This is a genomic window from Sulfuriferula sp. GW1, assembly GCF_047300855.1.
In the GTDB taxonomy this organism is placed as follows: Bacteria; Pseudomonadota; Gammaproteobacteria; order Burkholderiales; family Sulfuriferulaceae; genus Sulfuriferula.
In genome coordinates this window covers 31,561-54,798 of sequence record NZ_CP170197.1, presented here as the reverse complement: position 1 = coordinate 54,798, position 23,238 = coordinate 31,561, and the positions used below count along the sequence as shown (strand labels likewise).

Below are 23,238 nucleotides of genomic sequence, written 5' to 3'. Positions count from 1 at the left end.
CATGAAAATTCACATCAAGAACGGCCGCCTGATCGACCCCAAGCACGGACTCGACACCCACGCCGACCTCTATATCGCAGCCGGCAAAATCGCTGCCATCGGCAACGCACCCAAGGACTTTCACGCCAACCGCGTGATCGACGCCAGTCACTGCATCGTCTGCCCCGGCCTGGTCGATCTCGCCGCGCGCCTGCGCGAGCCGGGCTTTGAATACAAGGCCACGCTCGAATCGGAAATGGATGCCGCGTGCGCCGGCGGCATCACCAGCCTGGCCTGCCCGCCCGACACCGACCCGCCGCTGGACGAACCCGGCCTGGTGGAAATGCTCAAGTTCCGCGCCCAGAATCTCAACCAGGCACGGGTCTATCCGATCGGCGCGCTGACCCAGAAACTGGAAGGCGCGCGCCTCACCGAAATGGCCGAGCTGCGCGACGCCGGCTGCGTGGGCTTCTCCCAGGCCGACGCCCCCATTACCGACACCCAGGTGCTGGTGCGCGCGCTGGAATACGCCGCCACCTTCGGATTTACTGTGTGGCTGCGCCCGCAGGACGCCTACCTCGCCAAAGGCGGCGTGGCGCACGACGGCTTTGTCGCCACGCGCCTGGGTTTGCCCGCCATCCCCACCAGTGCGGAGACCGTGGCGCTCGCCACCATCCTGCTGCTGGCCAGGGAAACCGGCGCGCGCGTGCACCTGTGCCGTCTTTCCGCCGCCGAGAGTCTGGCGATGGTGCGCACCGCCAAGGCCGAAGGCCTCAACGTAAGCTGCGACGTCGGCATCAACCACGTCCACCTCAGCGAAATGGACATCGGCTATTTCGACACCAACCACCATCTCGTGCCCCCGCTGCGCAGCCTGCGCGACCGCGATGCCATCCGCGCCGCGCTCGCCGATGGCACCGTGGACGCGCTGTGCTCCGACCACACCCCGGTGGACGAAGACGGCAAGCAAATGCCCTTCGGCGAATCCGAACCCGGCGCCACCGGGCTGGAACTATTGTTGCCTTTGACGCTGAAATGGGCGCGCGAAAACGACATCCCACTCAGCCAGGCGCTGGCGCGCATCACCCATCAGCCCGCCCATATCCTCGGCCTCGACGCCGGGCACCTGGCCATCGGCCACGCTGCAGACATCTGCGTGTTCGACCCTGAAGCCACGTGGATAGTCGCATCCAGCGTACTCAAAAGCCAGGGCAAGAACACACCGTTTTTGGGTTATGAAATGCAGGGGAAGGTAACGGCCACGCTGGTGGAGGGGCATGTGGTGTTTGAGGCGGGGGAGAATGGTCAGGGGCGGAAGTAGCGATCAGGGTCGGGCAACCTGGGTGGATCTTGTAAAACGACTTCAGCTTTCATCCGTGAATTTTTAGGTTGCCCTATTATTAATAGTCCAGCCTGAAGATCTGCTAACTCAATGAAAAAAACGATTCATTATGTTACTTGACGACGATCTTAGTTTTAGGCGACTTTCTTCCGCTATGAAATAGTTTTCTATATTACGTTAGGAGTTCCCCATGATTACCCGTGAGCAAGTCGCACAAGCAAAAACAATATGGGAGCAAGCTCGCCAGTCCGCAGTTCATGCGCACGAATGCTGGGCGCTGTTACAACAATCAAGAAAAGCTCTTGTTGACAGCTTTAGAACGACCGGATTCCCTGTATCCAAAGCTGCTCAGGAGTTTGAAAGACTGATGGAAGACCATGCTGAGCGTTACACTGCGGCTCAGACCCATATGGATAATATGTCTGCCGCATATGGAAAGTTGCTGGAAGAGTTCAACAAGGCTTGTTCATAACGAGGGGGAGTCGCATGTCAGAATGTACAATCAACGAAGATGGCATTGTTACCTGCCCGCATTGCCTCCACGAATACTCCGCCGAGGGAAACTGCCACCCCGCGCCTGCACCCAAAGGTTCTGGCGGATGTATTCGGCAATGCTACTGTCCCAAGTGTAAAGAAACATGTTGTGCTGAAAGAGATGCACCTAGTCTTACACCGTGGTGAGCGTCACTCCTAACCCGGCAGTCAAGAGGGGCTGCGCGAAGAAACCCTCGCGCAGCCCCTTACTTTTACGTTGGGCGTCATAGGAATATTCCTCGCATGCAATTCACATTCCCGCCCGGCCGCACCTGGTTCTATGAAGTGTGGCATCACAAAGCATCGGTGCTCGGGGGCGTCCTAGCAATCATTTCTCTATCGCTAGCGCACTACGCTGGCTTTTTGATGAAAGTTCCACTCCAGATCGTGGCAGTAGCCGGAATGCCGCTCGCCAAAGGAGTGACCGCTACATTTCTGTTTTATATGTTTTTTTGCGCGGTTTTTGCGCGGGTATTAACTTCGATATTGCAGCTCGGTATCCTTCCCTTTCTCGCCTTAACCGATCGGCTGGAACGCGGATTCAGCCGAAAAATGGATTGGACACATCAGCGCCGCTTCGTCCGATCGCATACCCAGACCATCAAGTGGGAAGGACACATTTGGATTGCTATTCAAGCATTTTTGTTTCTTCTACTGATGTTGGGGATATACGTGAAATTTACGATTACTTGGATTTCCGGTGTTGGGCTCTGCATGTCAATAGTATTAGTCCTCCTGTCCGGGCTTGTCCGATCTGGATTCTTTCTTCAACCAAGTCCAAGCACCTTTTCCAGAAAAATCAAAAAGCGTCCCGCGCGCTCAGGACGTGCGGCATCAGCTGCGTTTGTAACAATCACGGCAGCTCTCATTATCGTGGCGTTTTTCATGGGGGGCATGCGCGCAAGTTTGTTGCGAGATCAAGAGCCGCAGATGACAATGACAAAGGACTTCACTGGTATGGCTACGGTAATTGCAAGTTCTGAAGGGGCGCTGCTTTTGTTTCAAAAACAGGGCATAGAGCTTCGATATATCTACTCCACCCCTGAATTTACGACATCAATAGAAACCAAGCCGGTGTTCCCGCCAATCGGCTCTAAGAAGGAGTGACAGTGACGCCCAACCCATCATTCCACCGGACCTGCGCGAAAAACCGCGCAGGCCGGTGAATTCAAACGTTCAAGCTGTATAAAAACCCCTTTTCAGATTTCTTTGAGGCGAATTTTCTCGCCGCAGCGATTCCGCGCCAGCACACAAATAGTTTTGTGATTTTCACTTCAGAGAATGCGGTCGACTGACCCACTCGACTTACAGAATAGCGGGCATGATGCCCCTTCTATCGTTGGCTACCGCCCATAGCCGTGATGCGCCAGCTTCTCGATGTTGTGCACCAAACAGAAGAGATGCCATTGCGTATTCACCTTCTCCTGACCGCGCAGCGTGAAACGATCGAGTCGCTTGTTGCTGCGCAGGTTGCCAAACACCGGTTCCACCGTGGCCATTCTTTGCCCATAGCGTTTACGTCCTTCGGCGCTATCAATCGCTTGTTTCATGCGCTCGGTGTGGGGCAGCGGCGAGGCTTGCTGTTTCTGGAAGAACGCCACTTGGCGTGTGCGCGTTCTCTCGGGGTGGCGTAAGCAGCGTTGACGCAAGTCGCAAGGCCCACAACTGCGTTGGCTCCCCTGAAACTTGTGATGCGTGCGGCCATGGGTGGTGCAATGACTTCCGCTGGAGTAGAGCGATTGCCCGGCAGGGCAGATGCAGGTTTGTGCGACGGGGTCGTAGTCGAAGTCTTTAGGTTGAAACTTGCCGTCCGGCTTGGGTGGGCGCTTGTCGTGCAAAGGGTGCGGTTTGGTCTGGTGGCTGGCTTGAGCCACTAAGCGCGGATCGCGCTTACGCATCAAGCCATCGGCAATCAATGCCGGAATACCTTGCTCGTGCAATTGCTTGAGGTTGGCTTCGGAGTGGTAGCCCGCATCCGCCGTAATCAGGGTTTGCGCCGTGCGATAAGGCTGGGTTCGCTCTATCATCGGCAGCAGGATTTCTTGCTCGCTACCCGAGCCCAGGGCGGTGGCGGCCACAATGATTTGATGTTGGCTGTCGACGGCGGCAACACCGGTGAAGCCTTGGATCACGCCTTTGGAGGTGGCCATTTTGGCGCTGTCATTGTCCGTCGTGTTGCTTTTACGAATCGCGCCTTTACGCGAGCGGCGTTCCTTATGCTTGGCCAGAAAGGCGCGGATGCGCGCGGCTTCAGTGGCGAGTTTCTGGGTGCGTTGCACATCAAGCTCGTTGTCCTCGACTGCGTTGGTTTCATCGCGGCTTTGGTGCGTGGTGAGGATCGTGGCCACTGCGGCTTCCATACGCTCAGCTTGGCGTGCCAGCTCGGCGTGGGTGCCACTGCGTTTCTTGGCGGCATTGCTGGGCAGCTTGACGCCGTCGATGGCAAACATCTGGCGACCGATCAAGCCTTGCGCATCACAGGTCAGGAGCACTTGGGTGAACAGCTCGGTGATTTCGCTGCGCAGTTCGCGCACGAATTTGGCCAGGGTGGTGAATTGCGGGGCGCAATCGCCGGAGATGGCCATAAACAGGACATTCTCGCGGCAGGCGCGCTCTATATTGCGGCTGCTGATCATGCCGCGGCTGTAGGCGAGCAGGATGATCTTGAGTAGGACGCGGGGGTCGTAGGCGGTGCTGCCGGTGTCGTCGTTGCGGTAGCGGCGATCCAGGGCGCCAAGATCGAGCTCGTGGTCGATCAGGTAGTCCAAGGCGTATTCGAAGCTGCCGCTCATCAATTGCGCATCCAACACCACCGGTAGAAATCGCGGACTGCGATCAATGATCTTGTAGCGGGCCATGTGCATTTCCTGTGGTTATCGCGATTATTTCTTCGACCTTGTCCGGGTGAATCGTTCAGGGCAGAATGGGGTTTTTATACAGCTTCGTTGGGAACCTTAACCACGGAACCTCATATGCACGACGAAACGAAGAAACTTATCGACAGGTCTGTCGAACTATTGGAGGAAGTCCGGAAGATCGAGAAGAACCGAGCCACTGCTGGCGTTTCTCAGTTTGATGTCAGCAATCTTGCCTCTCGTGGAGCCAACCTATTTCAGAGTGTTGCCGGCCCCAAGTCGGTCTATTCCGAAAGCATGCGCAACGCGCTCAAACAAAAAACCTCCGTATCGCAGTTCTTCGCTGTTGCAGGGGTTCTCCAGGCGTTTCACCTCGATCTCTCTAAAGGCCATCTCGTTAACATTCGGCACGAAGTTGAGGCGGTAGTCGTATCTGAAATCCTCACACAGGCGAGAAAACTTTCCCGTACTAAAGGGGTGCATCCTGCTGCCGCCGTAATTGTGGCTTGCGCTGGTGTCGAGGAATTTCTCCGCAACTGGTGCGAAGAGAAGGGTATTAACATTCCTGAAAAACAAAGATCAATCGGAAAATTTGCAAGCGAGTTGCGCGCGCAAGGTGCCATCGATCTTCCGGTAGAGCGCCGCATCGCTTCTTGGGCAGACTACCGAAACGATGCGGCTCACGGCGCAAACTGGGAGAAGGTTACGCCAGAAATTACGAACCGGGTGATTCGAGAAATCGAAGAGTTCGTTCTTGAAAATAGGCTGGTTCTTGGGTGAGCGTAAAGGCTCCAACCCGGCAGTCGAGAGGGGCTGCGCAAAAGCGCACGGCCCCTCACTTTTATGTTGGACGACAAGATAACCATGAACCCGATCATCACGAAAGAAGTGCAAACGCTGATTGAGATCGCGGAAAAGCTCTCCGCTGACGCGTCGGCTGCAGCAAGCAACCTCCCGCACCAACGAGTCCAGGAGCTACTTGGAGTAGTGGCTAGAGGTGGGCAACTCATCACGAAACTATATGGAGCTGACAGTCACTATTTCGCCACGTTCCAAGCTGCAATCCGCATTCCCGCATTTAACTCAATGCACAGCAACCACTATCGCCACGTCAGCGATGTTGCCGGCATCCTTAAAGCAGTCGCGAGTGACCTTGAATCTGGAATGCTCTCGAACTTTAAGAGCCTCGCTCAGGCGGAAGTGTTCGCGGACTTTCTGGAAATGGCCGAACATATTCTCAACGAGGGGTACAAAGATGCAGCTGCGGTAATTCTCGGGGCAGTCCTCGAAGATTCACTCCGCAAGATCGCCGAGGCGAGCAACATTTCTGTCGTTGGGCCAAAAGGCAAACCCCTGACGCTGGATCCACTGAATGCGGCCGTTACTAAGCAAGGCGTGTATGGGCCGCTGGTGCAGAAGCAGATTACTTCATGGGCCAATCTGCGTAACGACGCAGCGCATGGCCATTTTGACAAATACGATGAGTCGCAAGTGAAGCACATGCTCCTATTTGTGCAGAAGTTCTGTGCGGACTACCTGAAGTGAGCGATTTGTCGTCCAACCCGCCGCTCCAGAGGGACGCTACGCCGGCAAGCCGGCTCCGCGCCTCTGAGCTAGCACGTTAGAGCGCAACCCAAGATGCTTGATGCCGTTTTTAATTTTCTATCCGAAGTTGTGGCCTTTCATCTTGGGAGGTTTTATATCGCAATCATTACGTTCGGGCGTTGCAAGCCAAAGATTGGCGATACCAGTCAGCCCCTCGTGAGTTTATTTGGTGGAACTCTAACGATCGTTCTCATAGTCGGAATCTTCGCATGGATAAACCATTCCTAAACCCGCTAGCTGCATCGCGCTTTAACCCGGCTCTACGGACTTCCCACACCCGTCAAGCAAAATCCATCCAGCGCAGGATGATCACCGCATGCAAAGGCGCCTGAGATTAGGAAAGCCAGGGTCAGATACCGTCTTGAATTGCAACCCTGTTCATAGCGAATTTGCATCAAACGGCTTGCCTGACTTCACTACCCCGTAGATCAAATGCGCAAGCTTGCGCATCGCTGCCCCCACCACCGCCTTCGGTGCCAGGCCGTTCGCTTTCATCCCTTGCAAGATTGGGTTGTGGCGCAACGCCACCAGCCCCGGCATATACAAGGCTTTGCGCAGCGCGGCATGGCTGGTGCGAGAGATCATCGTGCGCCCCTTGATCGAACTCCCCGACTGACGCTGACGCGGGCATATTCCGATGAAGGCCGCCAGCGCCTTGGCGTTGGCAAAGCGCCGAACATCCCCCGCATAAGCCAGCAGCTTTGCCACGGTGGCTTCGCCTATGCCGGGAATGCTGGCAATCAGCGGCTGAGCTGGCTGCGCTGGATTTTGGGTTGGATCAGCGCTGCCTTGCTGCTTTCATTCACGCCGTGAACGGCGAAAATTGTCTTGGCGAGTTCAATGCCGATGGTGATAATACTCATGGCTTTCCTCTTCTGGTGGTGTTGATGAAATCGAGAAGTTCCATCATGACGCTTTTGATGCCGTTCGCAGTAACTTCGCCGCAGCCTCGGGACGGGGAAGTCCCTTTCATTCGTTAAGGTTCACCAGTGACAACGCGCACCAACTTCGTCCTCGTCGATTTTGAGAATGTCCAGCCAAAGGACATCGGCTTGCTCAAAGACGGGCCGTTCAAGGTCAAAGTTTTTCTCGGCCCCAACCAATCCAAAATTCCCATTTCATTAGCAGCCGCCCTTCAATCGCTGGGCGACAACGCCGAATACATCGTTCTCGAAACAGCCGGAAACAATGCTCTCGACTTTCACATTGCCTATTACATCGGGGTTTTGTCAGCGACGGAACCCACCGCCTTCTTCCATGTCATCTCGAAAGACACGGGGTTTGATTCGCTGCTGAAATATCTCAAAGGGAAAAGGATTTTTGCCCAGCGATCTATATGCATTGCAGACATTCCCTATTTCAAGCCTGTGCTTCCTGCAGCGCCAGAGGCCCAAGTCGAAGCCGTGATTGCAGACCTAATTCGTCGCAAAGCATCGAAGCCAAGAACCCAAAAGACCTTGCTGAGCACCCTTCACGCACTGTTCAAAAAGGAGTTGTCCGAGCAACAGCTTGCCGCATTGTTTGCCGCGCTGTGTAAGCGTGGCGTCGTCAAGGTTGAGGGAACCAAGGTATCCTATGCCTTGCCAGCCGAACCGCTAACATAGCGGTCGACCTCGCAGAACAACGCGGCTTGTGGACGGTTACTGAATCACCGCCACTGCCGCCTTAACGGCCGCTTGGCTGTACCCAAGCACTTCGAGCACTTCGCGCACCATCTGCTGCTTCTGCTGGGTCGGGGAGTTTGTCATGACCCAGAACCCAGTACCTTCAATCTCGCGCGGCTGGGTGCTTTTCCCCGATTTCAGAATCTCTTGCTCGCTCTGTGCAAAGTAGGCTCTGTTGCGGCCCTGAATCTGGAGCACCTTCTCGAAGTCCTGCTTCTTCTGCGTATGAACCTCCTTAAAGATTCTGAGCATCCTGGCCACTGCCGTTGTCGAGCTAGTGAACATAGGCTCTGCAAGTAGCAATGCCAATTCGTGCGGCTGCGCGGCAAATACCGCCTTGGCAGCCTGGGCGGGTTGGGCGCTAGCGGGCACGCCAAGCAGCCTGCGAAGAATGCTCGTCGCGGGCTCGCCGATCTCCTTGGTTTGCGCAGCTATGTAGCCGTAAATGTCGTCTTCAACTTCAATGGTCTTCATGGTCGTCCCTTGCTTGTTACACACGCTCAGACAGCGCGTGAAAAGCACTTTAAGCGCTTACTATGTGCTTGTCAAGCGCTTGCTAAGTGAAACCTAACCCCTCTCTATGGACTTCCCTTCCCCGGCCAAGCAAAATCCCTCCAGCGCAGGATGATCACCGCATGCAAAGGAGCCTGAGATGAGCAACCCCCAGTCTGATGAAGTCTTCGCCGGCTCAATCCCCAGGCTTTACGAAGCGTATCTCGTTCCACTCATCTTTGAGCAGTACGCCAAGGGGCTCGCGCAGCGATTGGCCTCCCGGAAGCTTGCCCGGGTACTTGAAGTTGCCGCTGGCACTGGCGTTGTTACACGCCATCTTGCCTCACTCTTGCCTGACGATGTATCGATTGTGGCCACAGACCTGAATCAGCCTATGCTGGACCTGGCCTCCGAGGTGGGAACGTCACGTCCGGTCGAGTGGCGGCAGGCTGATGCCATGCAACTACCCTTCGCGGACGAATCGTTTGACGCAGTGGTGTGTCAATTTGGGGTGATGTTCTTTCCCGACAAGGCAAAAGCTTTCTCGGAGGCGCGCCGGGTTCTGAAAGCAGGCGGCGTGCTGCTCTTTAGCGTATGGGATCGAATCGAGGAGAACGAATTCGCTGACACGGTGGCAGCGGCTCTCGAGCCGCTCTTTCCCGACGATCCCCTGCGTTTCATGGCCCGTACTCCCCATGGCTACTACGACGTTGCCACCATTCAAACAGACCTGCGGAATGGTGGCTTCGTCACGGCGCCCCGCGTCGATACGATTGCAGCAAGAAGCATCGCGGAGTCTGCAAGAATCCCGGCCCTGGCTTACTGCCAGGGCACCCCTCTCCGCAATGAGATCGAAGCGCGGAACCGGTCTCTTCTCGGCCAGGCGACGAATGTTGCCGAAAGCGCCATCGCCAAAAGATTCGGGCACGGCCAGGTCGACGGCAAGATCCAGGCTCACATTATCATGGCCGAGCGAAGAGAGTGATCCCGTTGCCACATGGCGGCCTCGCCTCTTGTTGATATGTCAGGCGTCGAGACTTGATGGGGCGGTTTGTTCCGGGTAGGGTGGGGTTTTTCTGCAGCTTCATTAGCCACCAACACGAGCCGGAGGCGTCATGCAACTCATCGGAATGCTCGATTCCCCCTACGTCCGCCGTGTTGCGATATCGCTACAACTGCTCGGTCTGCGTTTCGAGCACCGATCGGTCTCTGTCTTCAGCACGTTCGCACAATTTCAACAGATCAACCCTGTAGTCAAAGCTCCGTCACTCGTGTGCGATGACGGCGAGGTTCTGATGGATTCGACGCTCATCCTCGAGTATGCCGAGGCGCTTGCCGCCCCGCGCAAGAGTCTTATGCCCATCCACCTATCGGAGCGCCAGCACGCGCTCCGCGTGATTGGCCTCGCCCTTGCCGCTTGCGAGAAGAGTGTCCAGATCATCTATGAACGCAACCTGCGGCCCGCTGAGAAGTTGCACGAACCCTGGGTAGCGCGCGTGACAGGCCAGCTCCTCGCGGCATATGGGGCGCTGGAGGCTGAGCTTGATCACAAGCCGCTGGCGATCGATAGCGGAACAATCGGCCAGGCGGGCGTCAGCACTGCGGTCGCATGGCACTTTACTCAAATGACGCTCCCCGAGATCGTCAGCGCTGCGGGCTATCCGAACCTGTGCGCGCTCTCGTCGCACGCCGAGCTGCTGCCTGAGTTCAGGGCTGCACCGCATGGCGACAGCACCTATCCACAGGCTGGCTAAACTTTTATCGCTCGGCCTTTCCCGGCAGGCCGGGCCAATCATCGCCCACATCAGGAGCCATAGCTTATGATTCGTCGAGAACGACTGACCGCCAGCCTGGAAGGCGACTTTGTTGTCTTTCTGATCGGCATGCGCATCAACAATCCGCTGAAAATCCATAAATGGCTGCCGGTCGCCGCTGCGATGCCGCGCATGCTCAAGGAGCTATACCACCAGCCCGAATTGGGCTTCATCCACGCGGAAATGTGGTTCTCGCGCACCATCATTCAGGTTCAGTACTGGCGCTCCATGGAGCAGCTCCTGGCCTATGCCCGGAACAAGGAGGCTCAACATCTGCCCGCGTGGCAATCGTTCAACAAGGCCATCGGCACAGATGGCACGGTAGGAATCTGGCATGAAACCTATGCGGCCTCGCCCGGCACGTACGAAAGCATCTACGTCAACATGCCGCTGTTCGGTCTTGGCAGGGCAGGGTCGGTACAGGTAGCATCGGGTGGCCGGCAGTCTGCGGCGGGCCGATTGAATGCGCATCAGAATCCATCCTGAACATTCAGTCATGCGGGACGCGCTAAGCTGCGTCGCTAAATTCAAACATTAAACACACCCTCCCGAGGAGAACCCGATGCAGTCGCACAACCCCTACGCGCCCCCTGTGGCGAAAGTGGACGACATTGAGGAAGATCATTCAGATGAATCGATCGAGGCGCTTCCGGTTTCTGAAAAATGGAAAGATCGATTCAAGGCCATCGCGCATGCCGGCGGCGTCAAGTTTCCAAACCTGAAGGCTCTGCCAAAGAATGAACGGCGCAAAGCCTATGGTTTTAACGTTCTCGCGTTCCTCTTCGGCCCGGTTTACTACATAGCCAAAGGCATGTGGAAGAAAAGTCTCGCCCTTTTATTGGCGTGCGTGCTGGTCGTGATCGTGCTGAGCATCGCACTTGAGTATTTCGGGTTGGGCAAGATCGCGAACGCGCTTGGCTACGGCGTGAGCGCCGTGTTCGCAATGCGTGCGAATATCGATTACTACAAGAAAATGGTTTTGGATGAAAACGGCTGGTGGTAGTGGTTAAGCCTGCGCTTACACGCACAATTGCCCTGACCGTGCTCGCCATGATCGCGTTTGCCGGCAATTCGCTGCTGTGCCGGGCTGCCCTCAAACATACCAGCATCGATGCGGCCAGCTTTACGGCCATTCGTCTGGTCTCCGGCGCCGTGATGCTCTGGCTGTTGGTGCGGATGCGGCGCACCCCACCTGGCGGCAAGGGCAACTGGCTGTCGGCTGTTGCGTTGTTTATTTATGCCGCCGGCTTTTCTTTTGCCTATGTGAGCCTGCCTGCGGCGACCGGTGCGCTACTGCTGTTTGGTGCAGTGCAGGCGACGATGATCGGCCATGGCATCTGGGCCGGAGAGCGCCTGCGCAGACTGCAACTCGTCGGACTGGTGCTCGCTTTCGGGGGAATTGTTGGCCTGTTGCTGCCGGGTCTCTCGGCACCGCCCCTGTATGGTTCCATATTGATGCTGGGTGCCGGGGTGGCATGGGGAGTCTATTCCTTGCGCGGCAAAGGCGCGGGTGATCCCGCCAGCATAACGGCGGGTAATTTCCTGCGCGCTGCACCGATCTCTATCATACTGAGCGCACTCATGCTCAACGGCGCCTCATGGGATATTGCCGGATTCTGGTACGCGGCTTCTTCAGGCGCGCTGGCTTCCGGAATAGGCTATGCCATCTGGTATACCGTATTGCCGGCACTGAAAGCCACGAGTGCCGCCACCGTGCAACTGAGTGTCCCGGTCATCGCGGCGTTGGGTGGCATCATGTTGCTTGGCGAGCCCTTATCCCCGCGCCTGGTATTGGCCTCGCTGGCGATTCTCGGCGGAATCGCCCTGGTCATTCTTGAAAAACACAATGCCATCTGACTGATGCGCGACAGGAGATTCCATTGAAAGACACCCTGCAACCCGGCATCCGCTACGAACACAAGTTCATCGTGCCAATATCGAAAACCGTACCGGCGCTGTATCCGGAATCGGCGGAGTTTGTGGCGATGCCTGAAGTCTTTGCCACCGGTTTCCTGGTGGGTTTGCTCGAATGGGCCTGTATCAAGGCGATCAACCCGCATATTGACTGGCCAGACGAACAAACAGTCGGGACGCACATTGACGTAAGCCATGTAGCCGCCACGCCACCGGGCCTGGAGGTCACCGCTACCGTAGAGCTGATCGCTGTCGACGGAAGAAAACTTGTTTTTGCCGTGGAGGCTCACGACGGGGTGGATTTAATTTCTAAAGGACGGCACGAACGGTTCGTAATCAACAGGGAACGGTTTACTGCGAAGCTGGGCGAAAAAATGCGGGACAACTCATTCCAACGTTAGTTCGCAGGGGCCAGTCTGCTAAACATACGCCTCAACAAGCTTGATTCAGGGAAGGGGAAAAGAATGCCGCCAGTTGACGAACCGCACAGATTGTTTCGCGCCTTTTCATTGGCGATCGTACTGATATTCATGGGACAGCTGGCGTATGCCGGGTCGATACGTGACCGCATCATGGAACGCTATATAGCTGAACACTCAGGAAACATCGAGGAGGACGATGCTTCCGGCAGTGTGCCTCTACCCGCTGGGGCGCAACTGTTGCGAGATGTGCCCTACGGCAAAGATGAACAACAGCGTATGGACGTTTATCTACCCAGACAGGCGGCAGGTGCTCCGGTGATTTTCATGGTGCACGGAGGTGGCTGGCGCCGCGGCGACAAAAGCTCAAAAACCGTAGTGGAAAACAAGATGACCCGCTGGGTATCCAGGGGGTTTATTTTCATCTCGACCAATTACCGTCTGCTTCCCAAGGCCGATCCTTTGCAACAAGCGCAGGATATCGCGCACGCACTGGCCACAGCCCAAGACAAGGCGGCTAGCTGGGGAGGCGATCCCACGAAGTTTATTCTGATGGGTCATTCAGCTGGGGCGCATCTTGTCGCCCTCCTGACCGCGTCGCCGACAATGGCCTTGCGCATGGGCGCGCGCCCCTGGTTAGGCACGATCTCTCTCGACAGTGCGACCCTCGATGTTGTACAGACCATGGAAGCGCGGCACCTTCGTCTTTATGACCAAGCCTTTGGTAGCGATGCCAGCTATTGGGAAAAAGTGTCGCCCTATCATGCGCTCGCTGCGAATGCGTTCCCATTTCTGGCGGTGTGCTCAACTCGCCGTAGCGACTCATGCCAGCAGGCGCACGAATTTGCCGCCAAGGCCGCATCGTTAAAGGTGCGTGCCAGTGTTTTGGAGCAGGATTTATCACACAAGGAAATCAATCAACAGTTAAGCGCCGCAGGGGCCTATACCGACGCAGTCGAGTCATTCATGGGCTCGCTGGATGCGTCTGTAATGCGCAAGCTGGCGAATCAATCGGGCACGTCAAACTTAACAGTTCACTCGATCCAACCCCAACCATAGGCCCGGCTCATGAAACATATCTCCCAGATCATTTTTCTTCTCCTTTGTGGCATTGCGGTGACGACCTCTTCTGTCGCACAGAGCCTGTACAAATCCATCGGGCCTGACGGGAAGGTTGTCTACAGCGATCACCCGCCGGTCGGGGCTCGAATCGAAAAGACCATGCAGTTCACCAATCTGCCGAGCACGGCATTGCCGGCTTCGGCCTCTTCCTATGCCGAGCAGTTACGCCGGACGCAAGCTTCGTCGGCGACTGCCGCATCGGCTGGCGTTGTTTTGTACTCGGCAAAATGGTGCGGATACTGCAAGCAAGCCAAGGCCTACCTGGCAAGCAAAAATATCGCGTACCAGGATTTCGACATTGACACCCGCGAAGGCATGACGGCTTACGTCCAGGCCGGCGGCGGCAAGGGCATACCGTTGCTGGTCGCATCCGGCCAGCACGTTCAGGGCTTCTCGCCGTCGGCCTATGATGAGCTCTTTGCCAGCCGGAAGTAGGGCAGGAAATCTGCGTAACCCGCCTTCATCAAGCCCATGGCGGGCAGCTGGATGCGCCCGAGACATTATCGATCCCTGGCAAATCGTCCCGACATTCACGCTGAATAGCCTTTTGCACTTGCCACGGCAAGAGGAACGGGGATGCAAATGCGGCTAACAAGGGCACCCTGAACGCGGTAAAATACGCAAAACTTACTGCATACAGCTTATGTCGCACAAAAAACTGCCTTATTTTGAGCTGCGCAACAGCACCGTCGATACCCTTCTTTTCATCGTCAAATCAACCGATCTCTCGGAGCTTCGCGCCGAGTTGGCGCGCCGCTACGAGGCGACGCCCGGATTTTTCGCCAACGATGTGGTCGCCATCGATCTGCGGCGTCTTGAAAACGAGCGGATACCGGTCGACGAGGTCGCCGTGCTGTTAAACGAATTCCGCTTGCGCCCGATCGGCATCGTCGCCACCGAGGCGCAGCAGGAATGGGCAGGGAAGGGCAACCTGCCCTTCGTTGAATTGCGCGAGCGGCGCGACGCCGGCAAACCGGCCATTGCGCCCGACATACCTGACGCACCACCCGCAACACCGCCGTCTCCGCCTCCCGTCGAAAGCACTGCCAAGGTAGCCGCCACCACCATGGTGATCGACAAACCGTTGCGTTCCGGTCAGCAGATTTATGCCTCCGGCGATCTGGTGGTGCTCGGCCTGGTCAGTTTCGGCGCTGAAGTCCTCGCGGCAGGCAGTATCCACATCTACGCGCCATTGCGCGGCCGCGCGCTGGCCGGGGTGCACGGCGACCATGAGGCGCGCATTTTCTGTACCTGCTTCGAGCCCGAACTGATTGCCGTCGCAGGAATCTACCGGACAGCAGAAAACCCTTTGCCCGACAATGTGCTGGGCAAACCGGTTCAGGTTAGACTGAATCAGGAAAAATTAATCATTGAGCCGTTGCGCCTCACCTGAGCATGCAACGGCTCCCGTCTCCAATCCAACCATTTAACAAGGGCAAGGTATGACAAAAATCATTGTGGTGACCTCAGGCAAAGGCGGCGTCGGCAAGACCACCACCAGCGCCAGCTTCGCTGCGGGTTTGGCATTGCGCGGTCACAAGACAGCGGTCATAGACTTCGACGTCGGCCTGCGCAATCTCGATCTGATCATGGGCTGCGAGCGCCGCGTGGTGTATGACCTGATCAACGTGATCCAGGAGGAAGCCAACCTCAACCAGGCGCTGATCAAGGACAAGAAGTGCGAAAACCTGTTCATCCTGCCGGCGTCGCAGACGCGCGACAAGGACGCGCTGACGCACGAAGGTGTCGAAAAAGTGATCACCGATCTGCAGGGGATGGGCTTCGAATACATCGTCTGCGATTCGCCCGCGGGTATCGAATCAGGCGCATTGCTGGCCATGCATTTCGCCGACGAAGCGCTGATCGTCACCAACCCGGAAGTGTCGTCGGTGCGCGATTCGGACCGCATTCTCGGCATGCTGTCGTCCAAAACCAAACGCGCGATCGAAGGCAAGGATCCGGTCAAGGAGCATTTGCTGATCACGCGTTACAACCCGAAACGCGTCAGCGAAGGCGAAATGCTGTCGCTGACCGATATCCAGGAAATTTTGCGCATTGAACTGATCGGCGTTGTGCCCGAATCGGAATCGGTGCTGCACGGTTCGAATCAGGGCGTGCCGGCGGTGCATCTGGAAGGCACCGATGTTGCCATGGCGTATCAGGACGTGGTCGCCCGCTTCCTCGGTGAAGACAAGCCGCTACGCTTTACCGACTACCAGAAGCCAGGCTTGCTCAAACGCCTCTTCGGCAACAAATAAGGGGGTAATCATGATGTCAATACTCTCGTTCCTGCTTGGGGAAAAAAAGAAAACCGCGTCGGTCGCCAAGGAGCGCCTGCAACTGATCATCGCGCACGAACGTGCCGGCGGACATGCACCCGCCGATTATCTGCCGGCGCTGCAAAAGGAACTGGTGGCGGTAATTTCCAAATACGTGAAGATCGGCGCCGACGATATCAAGGTCAGCCTGGAACGCCAGGACAATCTCGAGGTTCTCGAAGTCAAAATCGAAATTCCGCAAACCTGAATATGACCTGAGACGCCGGGCACGCCGCAATGTCAGCCTTGCTGATAATCCCGCGCCAGCTTCACATAATGATCCGCAGAGTAGCTGAAGTAGGCCAGCTCCTCATCGGTCAGCGGCCGTATCACCTTGGCCGGGCGGCCGATGTAGAGATGGCCGCCTGACAGCACCTTGCCCTCCGGTACCAGACTCCCCGCACCGAGCAGCACGCGCGGCTCGATCATCACTTTGTCCATGACGATGGAGCCCATGCCGATCAGGCATTCATCGCCTATCGTGCAGCCATGCAGGATGACGCTGTGGCCGACGGTGACATTGGCGCCGATCATGAGCGGCGCGCCCATGGGGTCGCGTTCGGTCTTGTGGGAGACGTGCAGGACGCTGTTGTCCTGGATGTTGGTGCCGGCCCCGATGCGGATGCTGTTCACGTCGCCGCGGATGACGGCGCCACACCATATCGAGACGTTGTCGCCGAGAACGACGTCGCCGATGACGCGCGCGCTGTCGTGAATCCAGCTGCCGCGCCCAACGCGCGGCAGCACGCCGCGAAAGACTTGAACATTCTGTGCTGGGAGCTGTCCTGACATAGTGTTATCTCGCATTTGAAAACGGTTATTATATTGTGCTGAATTTCTTACAGGTTGCGCCATGAATCCTTTGCTCGATTTTTCCGCTCTGCCGCGTTTTTCGCAAATCAAACCCGAACACGTCACGCCCGCCGTGGATGCGCTGCTGGCCGAGAACAAGGCGCTGGTAGACCGGCTCGCCAACGCTGCCGAGGCGCCGACCTGGAAGACTTTCGTGCAGCCGATGGAGGACGCCAACGAGCGCCTGTCGCGGGCATGGGGGCCGGTATCGCATCTCAATAGCGTGATGAACAGTCCCGAGTTGCGCGAGGTGTATAACGCCAATCTGCCCAAGCTTACTCAGTATTACGCTGAAATGTCGCAGAATCTGGCGCTGTTTGCCAAGTTCAAGGCACTCAAGGACAGCGCGGGCTATATGACGCTGAACCCGGCGCAGAAAAAAATTGTCGAGAATGAACTGCGCGGTTTCCGTCTGGGCGGCGCCGAGCTGCCCGAAAACCAGAAACCACGCTTTCTGGAAATTCAGGAAGCGCTGGCCAAGCTGTCGGCAAAATTCGAAGAAAACCTGCTCGACGCCACCAATGCGTTCAGCCTGTTCATCGACGATGAAGCCACGCTCTCCGGCCTGCCCGACGACGTGAAACAGGCGGCGCGCGAGGCGGCGGAGCACGATGGCAAGCCGGGCTGGAAGCTCACCCTGCACGCCCCTTCTTACATGCCGGTGATGCAGTACGCGGACAATCGCGCGCTGCGCGAGCAGATTTACCGGGCTTACGTCACCCGCGCGTCCGAGTTCGGTACACCCGACCTGGACAACACCGATCTGATCAACCAGATCGTCAGCTTGCGCCGCGAAGACGCCACCATGCTGGGCTTCGCCAGTTATGCGGAAGAATCGCTGGCCACCAAAATGGCGGAAACGCCGCAGCAGGTAAAAGAGTTTCTGAGCGAGTTGGGCGCTCGTGCCAAACCCCACGCCCAACGCGACATGGACGAACTGCGCGAATTCGCCCGCGCCGAACTCGGTCTGGTCGATTTGCAGGCCTGGGATGCGACCTATGCCAGCGAAAAGCTGCGCGTGGCGCGTTATGCGTTTTCCGACCAGGAGGTGAAACAGTATTTCCCGGAAACCCAGGTGCTGCCCGGCATGTTCAAGCTGGTTGAAACGCTATACGGCCTGGACATCCGCGCTTCCCAGACCGAAACCTGGCACCCGGACGTGAAATTTTTCGACATCCGCGACCGCAGCGGCAGCCTGATCGGGCAGTTCTATCTCGACCTGTACGCACGCGAGCACAAACGCGGCGGCGCGTGGATGGACGATGCGCTGACCCGGCGCCGTAAAAACGACGCCATCCAGACCCCGGTGGCGTATCTCACCTGCAATTTCTCTGCTCCAGTCGGCGGCAAACCGGCGCTATTCACCCACGACGAAGTGATTACCCTGTTCCACGAATTCGGCCACGGATTGCATCATCTGTTGACCAAAATCGAAGACCTCGGCGTGTCCGGCATCAACGGCGTGGAATGGGACGCAGTGGAGCTGCCGTCGCAATTCATGGAAAATTTCTGCTGGGAATGGGAGGTATTGAAGCACCTGACCCGGCATGTGGATAGCGGCGCTGCGCTGCCGCGTGACCTGTTCGACAAGATGACCGCCGCGAAGAATTTCCAGAGCGGCTTGCAGACCTTGCGCCAGATCGAGTTTTCATTGTTCGATATGCGCCTGCACGACGACTTCGACCCCGCAACCGGCAAGACCGCGCTGCAACTGCTGCAGGAAATCCGCGCGCAGGTGGCGGTGCTGATCCCGCCCGATTACAACCGCTTTCCCAACAACTTCTCGCACATCTTCGCAGGCGGCTATGCGGCAGGTTACTATAGCTACAAGTGGGCGGAAGTGCTGTCCGCCGACGCCTACAGCCTGTTCGAGGAAAACGGCGTGCTGTCGGAAAGCGTCGGCCACCGCTTCTGGAGCGAAATTCTCGGTGTGGGCGGCTCGCGCCCGGCGCTGGAATCGTTCGTTGCCTTCCGTGGGCGCGAACCGACCATCGACGCCTTGCTGCGCCACAACGGCATGGTTTGAATACATAAAGGGGGACAAGCAATGCGTAAACTTGCGGCTTCAATGGTTTTGCTACTGTGCGCCACCAGTGTTTATGCCAGCCAGGTTTATCGCTGGGTGGATAAAAACGGCCAGGTTCAATACAGCGACCAGCCGCCTCCCGCGGGCGTGAAAAAATCCGAGCAACGCACCATCGGCAGCAACGTGATCGACGGGCAGACGTCTTACCCGCTCCAGCAGGCCATGGCGAAAAACCCGGTTGTCCTCTATGCGGGCCAGTGTGGCACGCTCTGCGACGAGGCGCGCAAGCTGCTCGACAAGCGCGGTATTCCTTATGCCGCCAAGGATCCGCAGAATCAGAAAACCGACGCCGACGAATTGATGAAGCTGGTGGGCGTAATGGAGGTCCCGGTGCTCAAGGTTGGCAATCAACACGTGAAAGGCTTCGATCCCAATCGCTGGAACACGGCTCTGGATGAAGGCGGCTATCCCAAGTCGAACCTGCCGTTGCGCGAGCGCAAGACCGATACTGCGACACCCGACAAAGCAGTAAACAATCCCGCTTCTGCCACAGGCCCATCCTCCCAGCCACCGGCGCCTAAAGAATAGCCTCGTAAAAGCGCGGTTTTGGGCAGGGCAAATAATTTGCGCCATTTATGAAAATAGCTACCTGGAACGTCAACTCCCTCAAGGTTCGTCTGCCGCATTTGCTCGACTGGCTGGCTGCGCGTCAGCCCGACGTGGTATGCCTGCAGGAAACCAAGCTGGAGGATGGGAAATTTCCCTGTGCCGAAATCGCGGCCGCCGGGTATCAGGTCGTGTATGCAGGACAAAAAACCTACAATGGGGTGGCCATTCTCAGTAAGCAACCCTTGCTGGACGTGGCTGCAGGCATTGCAGGTTACGATGATCTGCAGCAACGCGTCCTTGCTGCCACAGTGGATGGCATGCGGGTAATCTGCGTGTATGTACCCAATGGTCAAAGCGTGGATTCAGATAAGTATCAATACAAGCTGGCCTGGCTGCAGGCACTCACCAGGCTGCTCCGGGACGAGCTGACGCGCTACCCGAAACTGATCGTGCTGGGCGATTACAACATCGCCCCCGAAGACCGTGACGTGCACGACCCGGCGGCATGGGCGGGCTCGGTACTGGTCTCCGAACCCGAACGCGCGGCCTGGCGCGAACTGCTAGCGCTGGGGCTGAAAGACAGCTTTCGCTTGTTCGATCAGCCGGAACAGACCTTCAGCTGGTGGGATTACCGCATGGCGGCGTTCCGACGCAACATGGGGCTGCGCATTGACCATATCCTGCTCTCCGACACCCTGGCACCCAGCTGTACCGGATGCGTCGTGGACAAGGACCTGCGCAAGCTGGAACGCCCCTCCGACCATGCGCCGGTAGTGGCGGAACTGGCTGGATAGCGGATAGCCGTATTGCGTTACGTTTGCCTGCGCGCCCGCATGGCGTGGCTCAGAGCGATCAGCGCCGCCGCATCCAGATAACGCTCGGCCAGCGGAAAGATTTCGCGCTCTTCCACGGCAATATGCGCGCGCGTCAGCGCCACGTAGGACTGTGCAGTGAGGTCGGCTGGTGCGCCTGCGGAAATGCTCTGCAAAGCTGCCTCCAGTTGTATCCATAGCTTGTCCAGTTCGCGATGCTGGGCCATCAGGTTTTCCAGCGTCCGATGCTGGATGGCCGGAAAAGCGGAATGAGCGCGCAGTGCCGGAAACAGATCACGCTCTTCATCTTCGTGATGCAGTGGTGCTCCCACCTGGAAATAGCGCAGAATGCGTGCCGCCGCCAGCTGCGCATCCTGATCCGCACCGTGTTGTCGCAAATGCGATACCAGCCGTTCCAGCGTATCGCAATGGCCGAGGATGCGTTCATGACAGGCGCGCAGCAGGCCTAACGGGTCATCGAATCCTGGCGCTGGTTTGGGCATAAGTTGCATGGTTTGCTACTCCCCCGGTTGAATATGTAGCGGGATGACCGTGCCGTTGTTGCGCGGCTTGGGCCATAGCACCGGCCAGATGCGCACCGCAAAAACCAGCAGCGACAGCCAGATCAGCGCACCGCCGGCGATGATCACCGGATAAACACCCAACAGGAAACCGGCGCTGTAAGCCAGCAACCCGGCATGCACCAGCCCCATCTGTAGCCAGGGCCACACCCCCATCAGGATGGGGTTGCCGGTAAACCGCGGCAGCATATGCGCGGCCAGTCCATATATCAGCATCAGCATGAAGCCCACCGTGATCAGATGCAGCGCCACCGGACGCGCCGGGCCGTCGGTCAGCAGGGTGCCATTAATGGCCAGCCCCAGCCCGCCCAGCATCAGATAGACCATGGCCCCCAGCATGAACAGGCGATTATCCAGCGACAGCGTGAGGCCAGCGTGCTGCATATCGGTTTTCTGCTTGGCGGGTGCGGCCGCCACCCAGGCACGCGCTTCGGCAAAGGTTTGTACGCCGATGCCCTTCAATTCGCCGTCGATCACCACCGCCGGGATGGTTTTCAGGCGCAGCCGGCTCACCAGGGCGCGCCCCTCTGGCTGGCCCATATCCAGCACCGCGAATTCGATATCCTTTTCTTCGGCCACCTCGCGCCAGATTTTTTCTGACTGATGGCAGGAAGCGCACCATTCCGAAACCAGCAATTCGACTTTCATGTTTGTTCCTAATCCTGGCAGCGCATGCACTGCACGTCATAACGTTCTATCCACGCCTTGAGCGCTTCCTGTGCGGCGTTGCCGGTGGTGAGATGGGTCAATGCGGTGCTCGGGTCGTCCGGTTTCATGCGCACCAGCCAGGCGTCGTGGTAGGGATCGATGTTGATCAGGTTGGGGTTGGCCAATACCGTCTCGTTGCGCGCCACGATCACGCCGGGGAAGGGTGCCGGGATGCCGCCCGCCCACTTGCCCGACTCCAGCCGTGCCATCGGTTTTTTCCATTCGCGATGGGTGCCAACGTCCTTGATCCATACATACTGGACCTTGCCCGACATGGTCTGCGACGGGTCGGTGAGGCCGATGGTGTAGGTGCCGTCTTCTTCCGGCCGCACCCAGACGTAATCCAGATCGTAGTAGAGGTCTTCCGGCAGTTCGCAGCCGCGGTGTTCGGACATGATTTATCTCCAGGGCCCATGAGGCTTGACGGTGAACAGCATATTGACGCCGAACAGTATAATGGCGGCATAAACGATCGCGCCGCCCACCAGCACCAGCCAATTGAGCAGGGCCAGCCAACCGACTATCATGAGCGGCAATCCGGCGTTGGCAAGATAGAGCTGCCAGTTCGCCATGCGCTCGGAATACAATGCATTACCGGAAAAGCGCGGCAGCACATGCAGGGCGACGCCGTAGATCATCATCAGGATGAAGCCGAGCAGCATGATGTGGCCGTGCATGCGCGCCACGTTGCCGGGGATCAGTCCCGGGAAGCTCAAATGGATCAGCGCAACCAAACCGCCTAGCAGGCCATACATGAGAGAAATAGTTACAAACCAGCGATTGCGCTTGTGCATGAAGGGACTCCAGTAACACCTGTGATGATTGTGACACCAACTTACCCGGTTTGTTTTGTTAATACCTTGATCTAGATCAAACGCCCATGCCAACTACACCCGATATCAAGGATTTCCGCCTCGCTTACCTGTTCCGCGATCTGGATCGAGAGCTGCTTGCACAAATCGCGGAGCGTGCGTGCTGGCGCGAGCTGGACGCCGGCGCACCGCTGTTCGCAAAAAATGATCCGGGCAACCGGTTTTATCTGGTCAAAACAGGGACGATGAAGCTGTTTCTGCTTGCGGAAGATGGGCAGAAACACGTCATGGAACTGATCGGACGCGAGCATCTATTCGCCGAGGCAGTGATGTTCATGGGCGGGCGCTACCCGGTCCACGCGTCGGCTCTGGAGCCGACGCGGTTGATTGCCTTCGACGCCGGTTTTTTCATGGGTCTGCTGCGCGGCAATACGGATTTATGCCTGGCGCTTCTGGCCGCAATGAGTCGACGCGTGCACGGCCTGGTGACGGAAATCGATCGCCTCACGCTGCAAACCGGCGTGCAACGCTTTGCTCAGTACCTGCTGGCGCAGCCGGCGCAAAAAAGTGCAGATACCCGCACGATTCGACTGCCGGCATCCAAGCAAACCATCGCCTCGCTACTCGGTATCCAGCCGGAGACGCTGTCGCGCATCCTGTCCAAGCTACGTGACGAAGGCTTGATCGAGGTCAATGCTGAAACTGTCGTCGTGCTCAAACCCGATGCGCTGGGCCGTATTTCCTGAAACCCTTACTGAACATATTCTTCAGGTTGTGCGG

The 23,238-nt window shown here is 57.4% G+C and carries 29 protein-coding genes and 1 pseudogene; 21 read left to right on the top strand and 9 right to left on the bottom strand.

Annotated features, from left to right (window positions below; translation table 11 throughout):
• The first annotated feature begins 1 nt into the window (after nucleotide 1).
• The 3 genes from ACFDAU_RS00310 to ACFDAU_RS00300 all read left to right on the top strand — a co-directional run bounded on the left by ACFDAU_RS00310 (nucleotide 2) and on the right by ACFDAU_RS00300 (nucleotide 2,962).
• Nucleotides 2–1,300 carry a dihydroorotase gene (locus ACFDAU_RS00310; protein ID WP_413438049.1) on the top strand — a complete coding sequence of 433 codons (1,299 nt, stop codon included), beginning with the start codon at nucleotides 2–4 and terminating at the stop codon, nucleotides 1,298–1,300.
• Between the two features lie 211 nt (nucleotides 1,301–1,511).
• Nucleotides 1,512–1,793 carry a hypothetical protein gene (locus ACFDAU_RS00305; protein ID WP_413438048.1) on the top strand — a complete coding sequence of 94 codons (282 nt, stop codon included), beginning with the start codon at nucleotides 1,512–1,514 and terminating at the stop codon, nucleotides 1,791–1,793.
• Nucleotides 1,794–2,098: 305 nt separating this feature from the next.
• Entirely contained in the window at nucleotides 2,099–2,962 is an 864-nt protein-coding gene (locus tag ACFDAU_RS00300) for a hypothetical protein (RefSeq protein ID WP_413438047.1), read from the top strand.
• 236 nt (nucleotides 2,963–3,198) lie between these two features.
• Here ACFDAU_RS00300 and ACFDAU_RS00295 read toward each other — a convergent pair whose 3' ends face one another.
• The gene (locus ACFDAU_RS00295) at nucleotides 3,199–4,713 is read right to left on the bottom strand and encodes an IS1182 family transposase (RefSeq protein ID WP_413436705.1); all 1,515 of its coding nucleotides are present in this window, start codon (nucleotides 4,711–4,713) and stop codon (nucleotides 3,199–3,201) included.
• A 114-nt stretch (nucleotides 4,714–4,827) separates the two neighbouring features.
• Here ACFDAU_RS00295 and ACFDAU_RS00290 point away from each other — a divergent pair, with 114 nt between their 5' ends.
• Nucleotides 4,828–5,490, top strand: a complete 663-nt coding sequence (locus tag ACFDAU_RS00290) for a hypothetical protein (RefSeq protein WP_413438046.1) — start codon at nucleotides 4,828–4,830, stop codon at nucleotides 5,488–5,490.
• A gap of 84 nt (nucleotides 5,491–5,574) precedes the next feature.
• Nucleotides 5,575–6,255 (top strand): hypothetical protein, encoded by a 681-nt coding sequence (locus tag ACFDAU_RS00285; protein WP_413438045.1) that lies wholly within the window; start codon nucleotides 5,575–5,577, stop codon nucleotides 6,253–6,255.
• A 438-nt stretch (nucleotides 6,256–6,693) separates the two neighbouring features.
• Here ACFDAU_RS00285 and ACFDAU_RS00280 read toward each other — a convergent pair whose 3' ends face one another.
• Together ACFDAU_RS00280 and ACFDAU_RS00275 are read right to left on the bottom strand one after the other, a co-directional pair.
• Nucleotides 6,694–7,023 (bottom strand): transposase, encoded by a 330-nt coding sequence (locus tag ACFDAU_RS00280; RefSeq protein WP_413439563.1) that lies wholly within the window; start codon nucleotides 7,021–7,023, stop codon nucleotides 6,694–6,696.
• Nucleotides 7,024–7,041: 18 nt separating this feature from the next.
• Nucleotides 7,042–7,178 (bottom strand): annotated as a pseudogene (locus tag ACFDAU_RS00275) (IS110 family transposase); the annotation flags it as partial.
• A gap of 126 nt (nucleotides 7,179–7,304) precedes the next feature.
• Between ACFDAU_RS00275 and ACFDAU_RS00270 the strand changes: the two are divergent.
• Nucleotides 7,305–7,919, top strand: a complete 615-nt coding sequence (locus ACFDAU_RS00270; RefSeq protein ID WP_413438043.1) for a PIN domain-containing protein — start codon at nucleotides 7,305–7,307, stop codon at nucleotides 7,917–7,919.
• A 36-nt stretch (nucleotides 7,920–7,955) separates the two neighbouring features.
• Here the strand turns inward: ACFDAU_RS00270 and ACFDAU_RS00265 are convergent, their stop codons facing one another.
• Nucleotides 7,956–8,453: a hypothetical protein gene (locus ACFDAU_RS00265; protein WP_413438042.1), complete on the bottom strand. Its 498-nt coding sequence runs from the start codon at nucleotides 8,451–8,453 to the stop codon at nucleotides 7,956–7,958.
• Nucleotides 8,454–8,631: 178 nt separating this feature from the next.
• On the opposite strand from ACFDAU_RS00265, the gene ACFDAU_RS00260 reads away from it, so the two are divergent.
• The 11 genes from ACFDAU_RS00260 to minE all read left to right on the top strand — a co-directional run bounded on the left by ACFDAU_RS00260 (nucleotide 8,632) and on the right by minE (nucleotide 16,266).
• The gene (locus ACFDAU_RS00260; protein ID WP_413438041.1) at nucleotides 8,632–9,456 is read left to right on the top strand and encodes a class I SAM-dependent methyltransferase; all 825 of its coding nucleotides are present in this window, start codon (nucleotides 8,632–8,634) and stop codon (nucleotides 9,454–9,456) included.
• A 130-nt stretch (nucleotides 9,457–9,586) separates the two neighbouring features.
• Nucleotides 9,587–10,225 carry a glutathione S-transferase gene (locus tag ACFDAU_RS00255; RefSeq protein ID WP_413438040.1) on the top strand — a complete coding sequence of 213 codons (639 nt, stop codon included), beginning with the start codon at nucleotides 9,587–9,589 and terminating at the stop codon, nucleotides 10,223–10,225.
• Nucleotides 10,226–10,291: 66 nt separating this feature from the next.
• Nucleotides 10,292–10,771 (top strand): DUF4188 domain-containing protein, encoded by a 480-nt coding sequence (locus ACFDAU_RS00250; protein ID WP_413438039.1) that lies wholly within the window; start codon nucleotides 10,292–10,294, stop codon nucleotides 10,769–10,771.
• Between the two features lie 76 nt (nucleotides 10,772–10,847).
• A complete protein-coding gene (locus ACFDAU_RS00245; protein ID WP_413438038.1) occupies nucleotides 10,848–11,288 on the top strand; it encodes a DUF2628 domain-containing protein in 441 nt (146 codons plus the stop codon).
• Nucleotides 11,282–12,142, top strand: coding sequence for a DMT family transporter (locus ACFDAU_RS00240; RefSeq protein WP_413438037.1), 861 nt, complete (start codon nucleotides 11,282–11,284; stop codon nucleotides 12,140–12,142). Before ACFDAU_RS00245 ends, ACFDAU_RS00240 begins: the two co-directional genes overlap by 7 nt.
• Nucleotides 12,143–12,165: 23 nt before the next feature.
• Nucleotides 12,166–12,600 (top strand): thioesterase family protein, encoded by a 435-nt coding sequence (locus tag ACFDAU_RS00235; protein WP_413438036.1) that lies wholly within the window; start codon nucleotides 12,166–12,168, stop codon nucleotides 12,598–12,600.
• A 63-nt stretch (nucleotides 12,601–12,663) separates the two neighbouring features.
• Nucleotides 12,664–13,677, top strand: coding sequence for an alpha/beta hydrolase (locus ACFDAU_RS00230; RefSeq protein WP_413438035.1), 1,014 nt, complete (start codon nucleotides 12,664–12,666; stop codon nucleotides 13,675–13,677).
• 9 nt (nucleotides 13,678–13,686) lie between these two features.
• Nucleotides 13,687–14,175: a glutaredoxin family protein gene (locus tag ACFDAU_RS00225; RefSeq protein ID WP_413438034.1), complete on the top strand. Its 489-nt coding sequence runs from the start codon at nucleotides 13,687–13,689 to the stop codon at nucleotides 14,173–14,175.
• Between the two features lie 208 nt (nucleotides 14,176–14,383).
• On the top strand, nucleotides 14,384–15,133 hold the full coding sequence (gene minC, locus ACFDAU_RS00220) for a septum site-determining protein MinC (RefSeq protein ID WP_413438033.1): 750 nt from the start codon (nucleotides 14,384–14,386) through the stop codon (nucleotides 15,131–15,133).
• A 49-nt stretch (nucleotides 15,134–15,182) separates the two neighbouring features.
• The gene (gene minD / locus ACFDAU_RS00215; protein WP_124703687.1) at nucleotides 15,183–15,998 is read left to right on the top strand and encodes a septum site-determining protein MinD; all 816 of its coding nucleotides are present in this window, start codon (nucleotides 15,183–15,185) and stop codon (nucleotides 15,996–15,998) included.
• Nucleotides 15,999–16,011: 13 nt separating this feature from the next.
• Nucleotides 16,012–16,266 carry a cell division topological specificity factor MinE gene (gene minE, locus ACFDAU_RS00210; protein ID WP_124703810.1) on the top strand — a complete coding sequence of 85 codons (255 nt, stop codon included), beginning with the start codon at nucleotides 16,012–16,014 and terminating at the stop codon, nucleotides 16,264–16,266.
• Nucleotides 16,267–16,298: 32 nt separating this feature from the next.
• Here minE and ACFDAU_RS00205 read toward each other — a convergent pair whose 3' ends face one another.
• Complete coding sequence (locus ACFDAU_RS00205) at nucleotides 16,299–16,850, bottom strand: gamma carbonic anhydrase family protein (protein ID WP_413438032.1); 552 nt, start codon at nucleotides 16,848–16,850, stop codon at nucleotides 16,299–16,301.
• A 61-nt stretch (nucleotides 16,851–16,911) separates the two neighbouring features.
• On the opposite strand from ACFDAU_RS00205, the gene ACFDAU_RS00200 reads away from it, so the two are divergent.
• From ACFDAU_RS00200 to xth, 3 genes are read left to right on the top strand one after another with little or no spacing between them, the layout of a single operon-like run.
• Nucleotides 16,912–18,936, top strand: coding sequence for a M3 family metallopeptidase (locus tag ACFDAU_RS00200; protein ID WP_413438030.1), 2,025 nt, complete (start codon nucleotides 16,912–16,914; stop codon nucleotides 18,934–18,936).
• 21 nt (nucleotides 18,937–18,957) lie between these two features.
• Nucleotides 18,958–19,524, top strand: a complete 567-nt coding sequence (locus tag ACFDAU_RS00195) for a DUF4124 domain-containing protein (RefSeq protein WP_413438029.1) — start codon at nucleotides 18,958–18,960, stop codon at nucleotides 19,522–19,524.
• A gap of 47 nt (nucleotides 19,525–19,571) precedes the next feature.
• A complete protein-coding gene (gene xth / locus ACFDAU_RS00190; protein WP_124703691.1) occupies nucleotides 19,572–20,339 on the top strand; it encodes an exodeoxyribonuclease III in 768 nt (255 codons plus the stop codon).
• Between the two features lie 17 nt (nucleotides 20,340–20,356).
• Here the strand turns inward: xth and ACFDAU_RS00185 are convergent, their stop codons facing one another.
• Genes ACFDAU_RS00185 through ACFDAU_RS00170 form a run of 4 tightly spaced genes read right to left on the bottom strand, consistent with a single transcriptional unit; the run spans nucleotide 20,357 to nucleotide 22,440 of the window.
• Entirely contained in the window at nucleotides 20,357–20,869 is a 513-nt protein-coding gene (locus ACFDAU_RS00185; protein WP_413438028.1) for a hemerythrin domain-containing protein, read from the bottom strand.
• Nucleotides 20,870–20,875: 6 nt separating this feature from the next.
• Nucleotides 20,876–21,586: a thioredoxin family protein gene (locus tag ACFDAU_RS00180; RefSeq protein ID WP_413438027.1), complete on the bottom strand. Its 711-nt coding sequence runs from the start codon at nucleotides 21,584–21,586 to the stop codon at nucleotides 20,876–20,878.
• A gap of 8 nt (nucleotides 21,587–21,594) precedes the next feature.
• Complete coding sequence (locus tag ACFDAU_RS00175) at nucleotides 21,595–22,041, bottom strand: glycine cleavage system protein H (RefSeq protein ID WP_413438026.1); 447 nt, start codon at nucleotides 22,039–22,041, stop codon at nucleotides 21,595–21,597.
• 3 nt (nucleotides 22,042–22,044) lie between these two features.
• The gene (locus ACFDAU_RS00170; RefSeq protein ID WP_413438025.1) at nucleotides 22,045–22,440 is read right to left on the bottom strand and encodes a hypothetical protein; all 396 of its coding nucleotides are present in this window, start codon (nucleotides 22,438–22,440) and stop codon (nucleotides 22,045–22,047) included.
• An 86-nt stretch (nucleotides 22,441–22,526) separates the two neighbouring features.
• Between ACFDAU_RS00170 and ACFDAU_RS00165 the strand changes: the two genes are divergently transcribed.
• The gene (locus ACFDAU_RS00165) at nucleotides 22,527–23,204 is read left to right on the top strand and encodes a Crp/Fnr family transcriptional regulator (protein ID WP_413438024.1); all 678 of its coding nucleotides are present in this window, start codon (nucleotides 22,527–22,529) and stop codon (nucleotides 23,202–23,204) included.
• Nucleotides 23,205–23,238 lie beyond the last annotated feature (34 nt).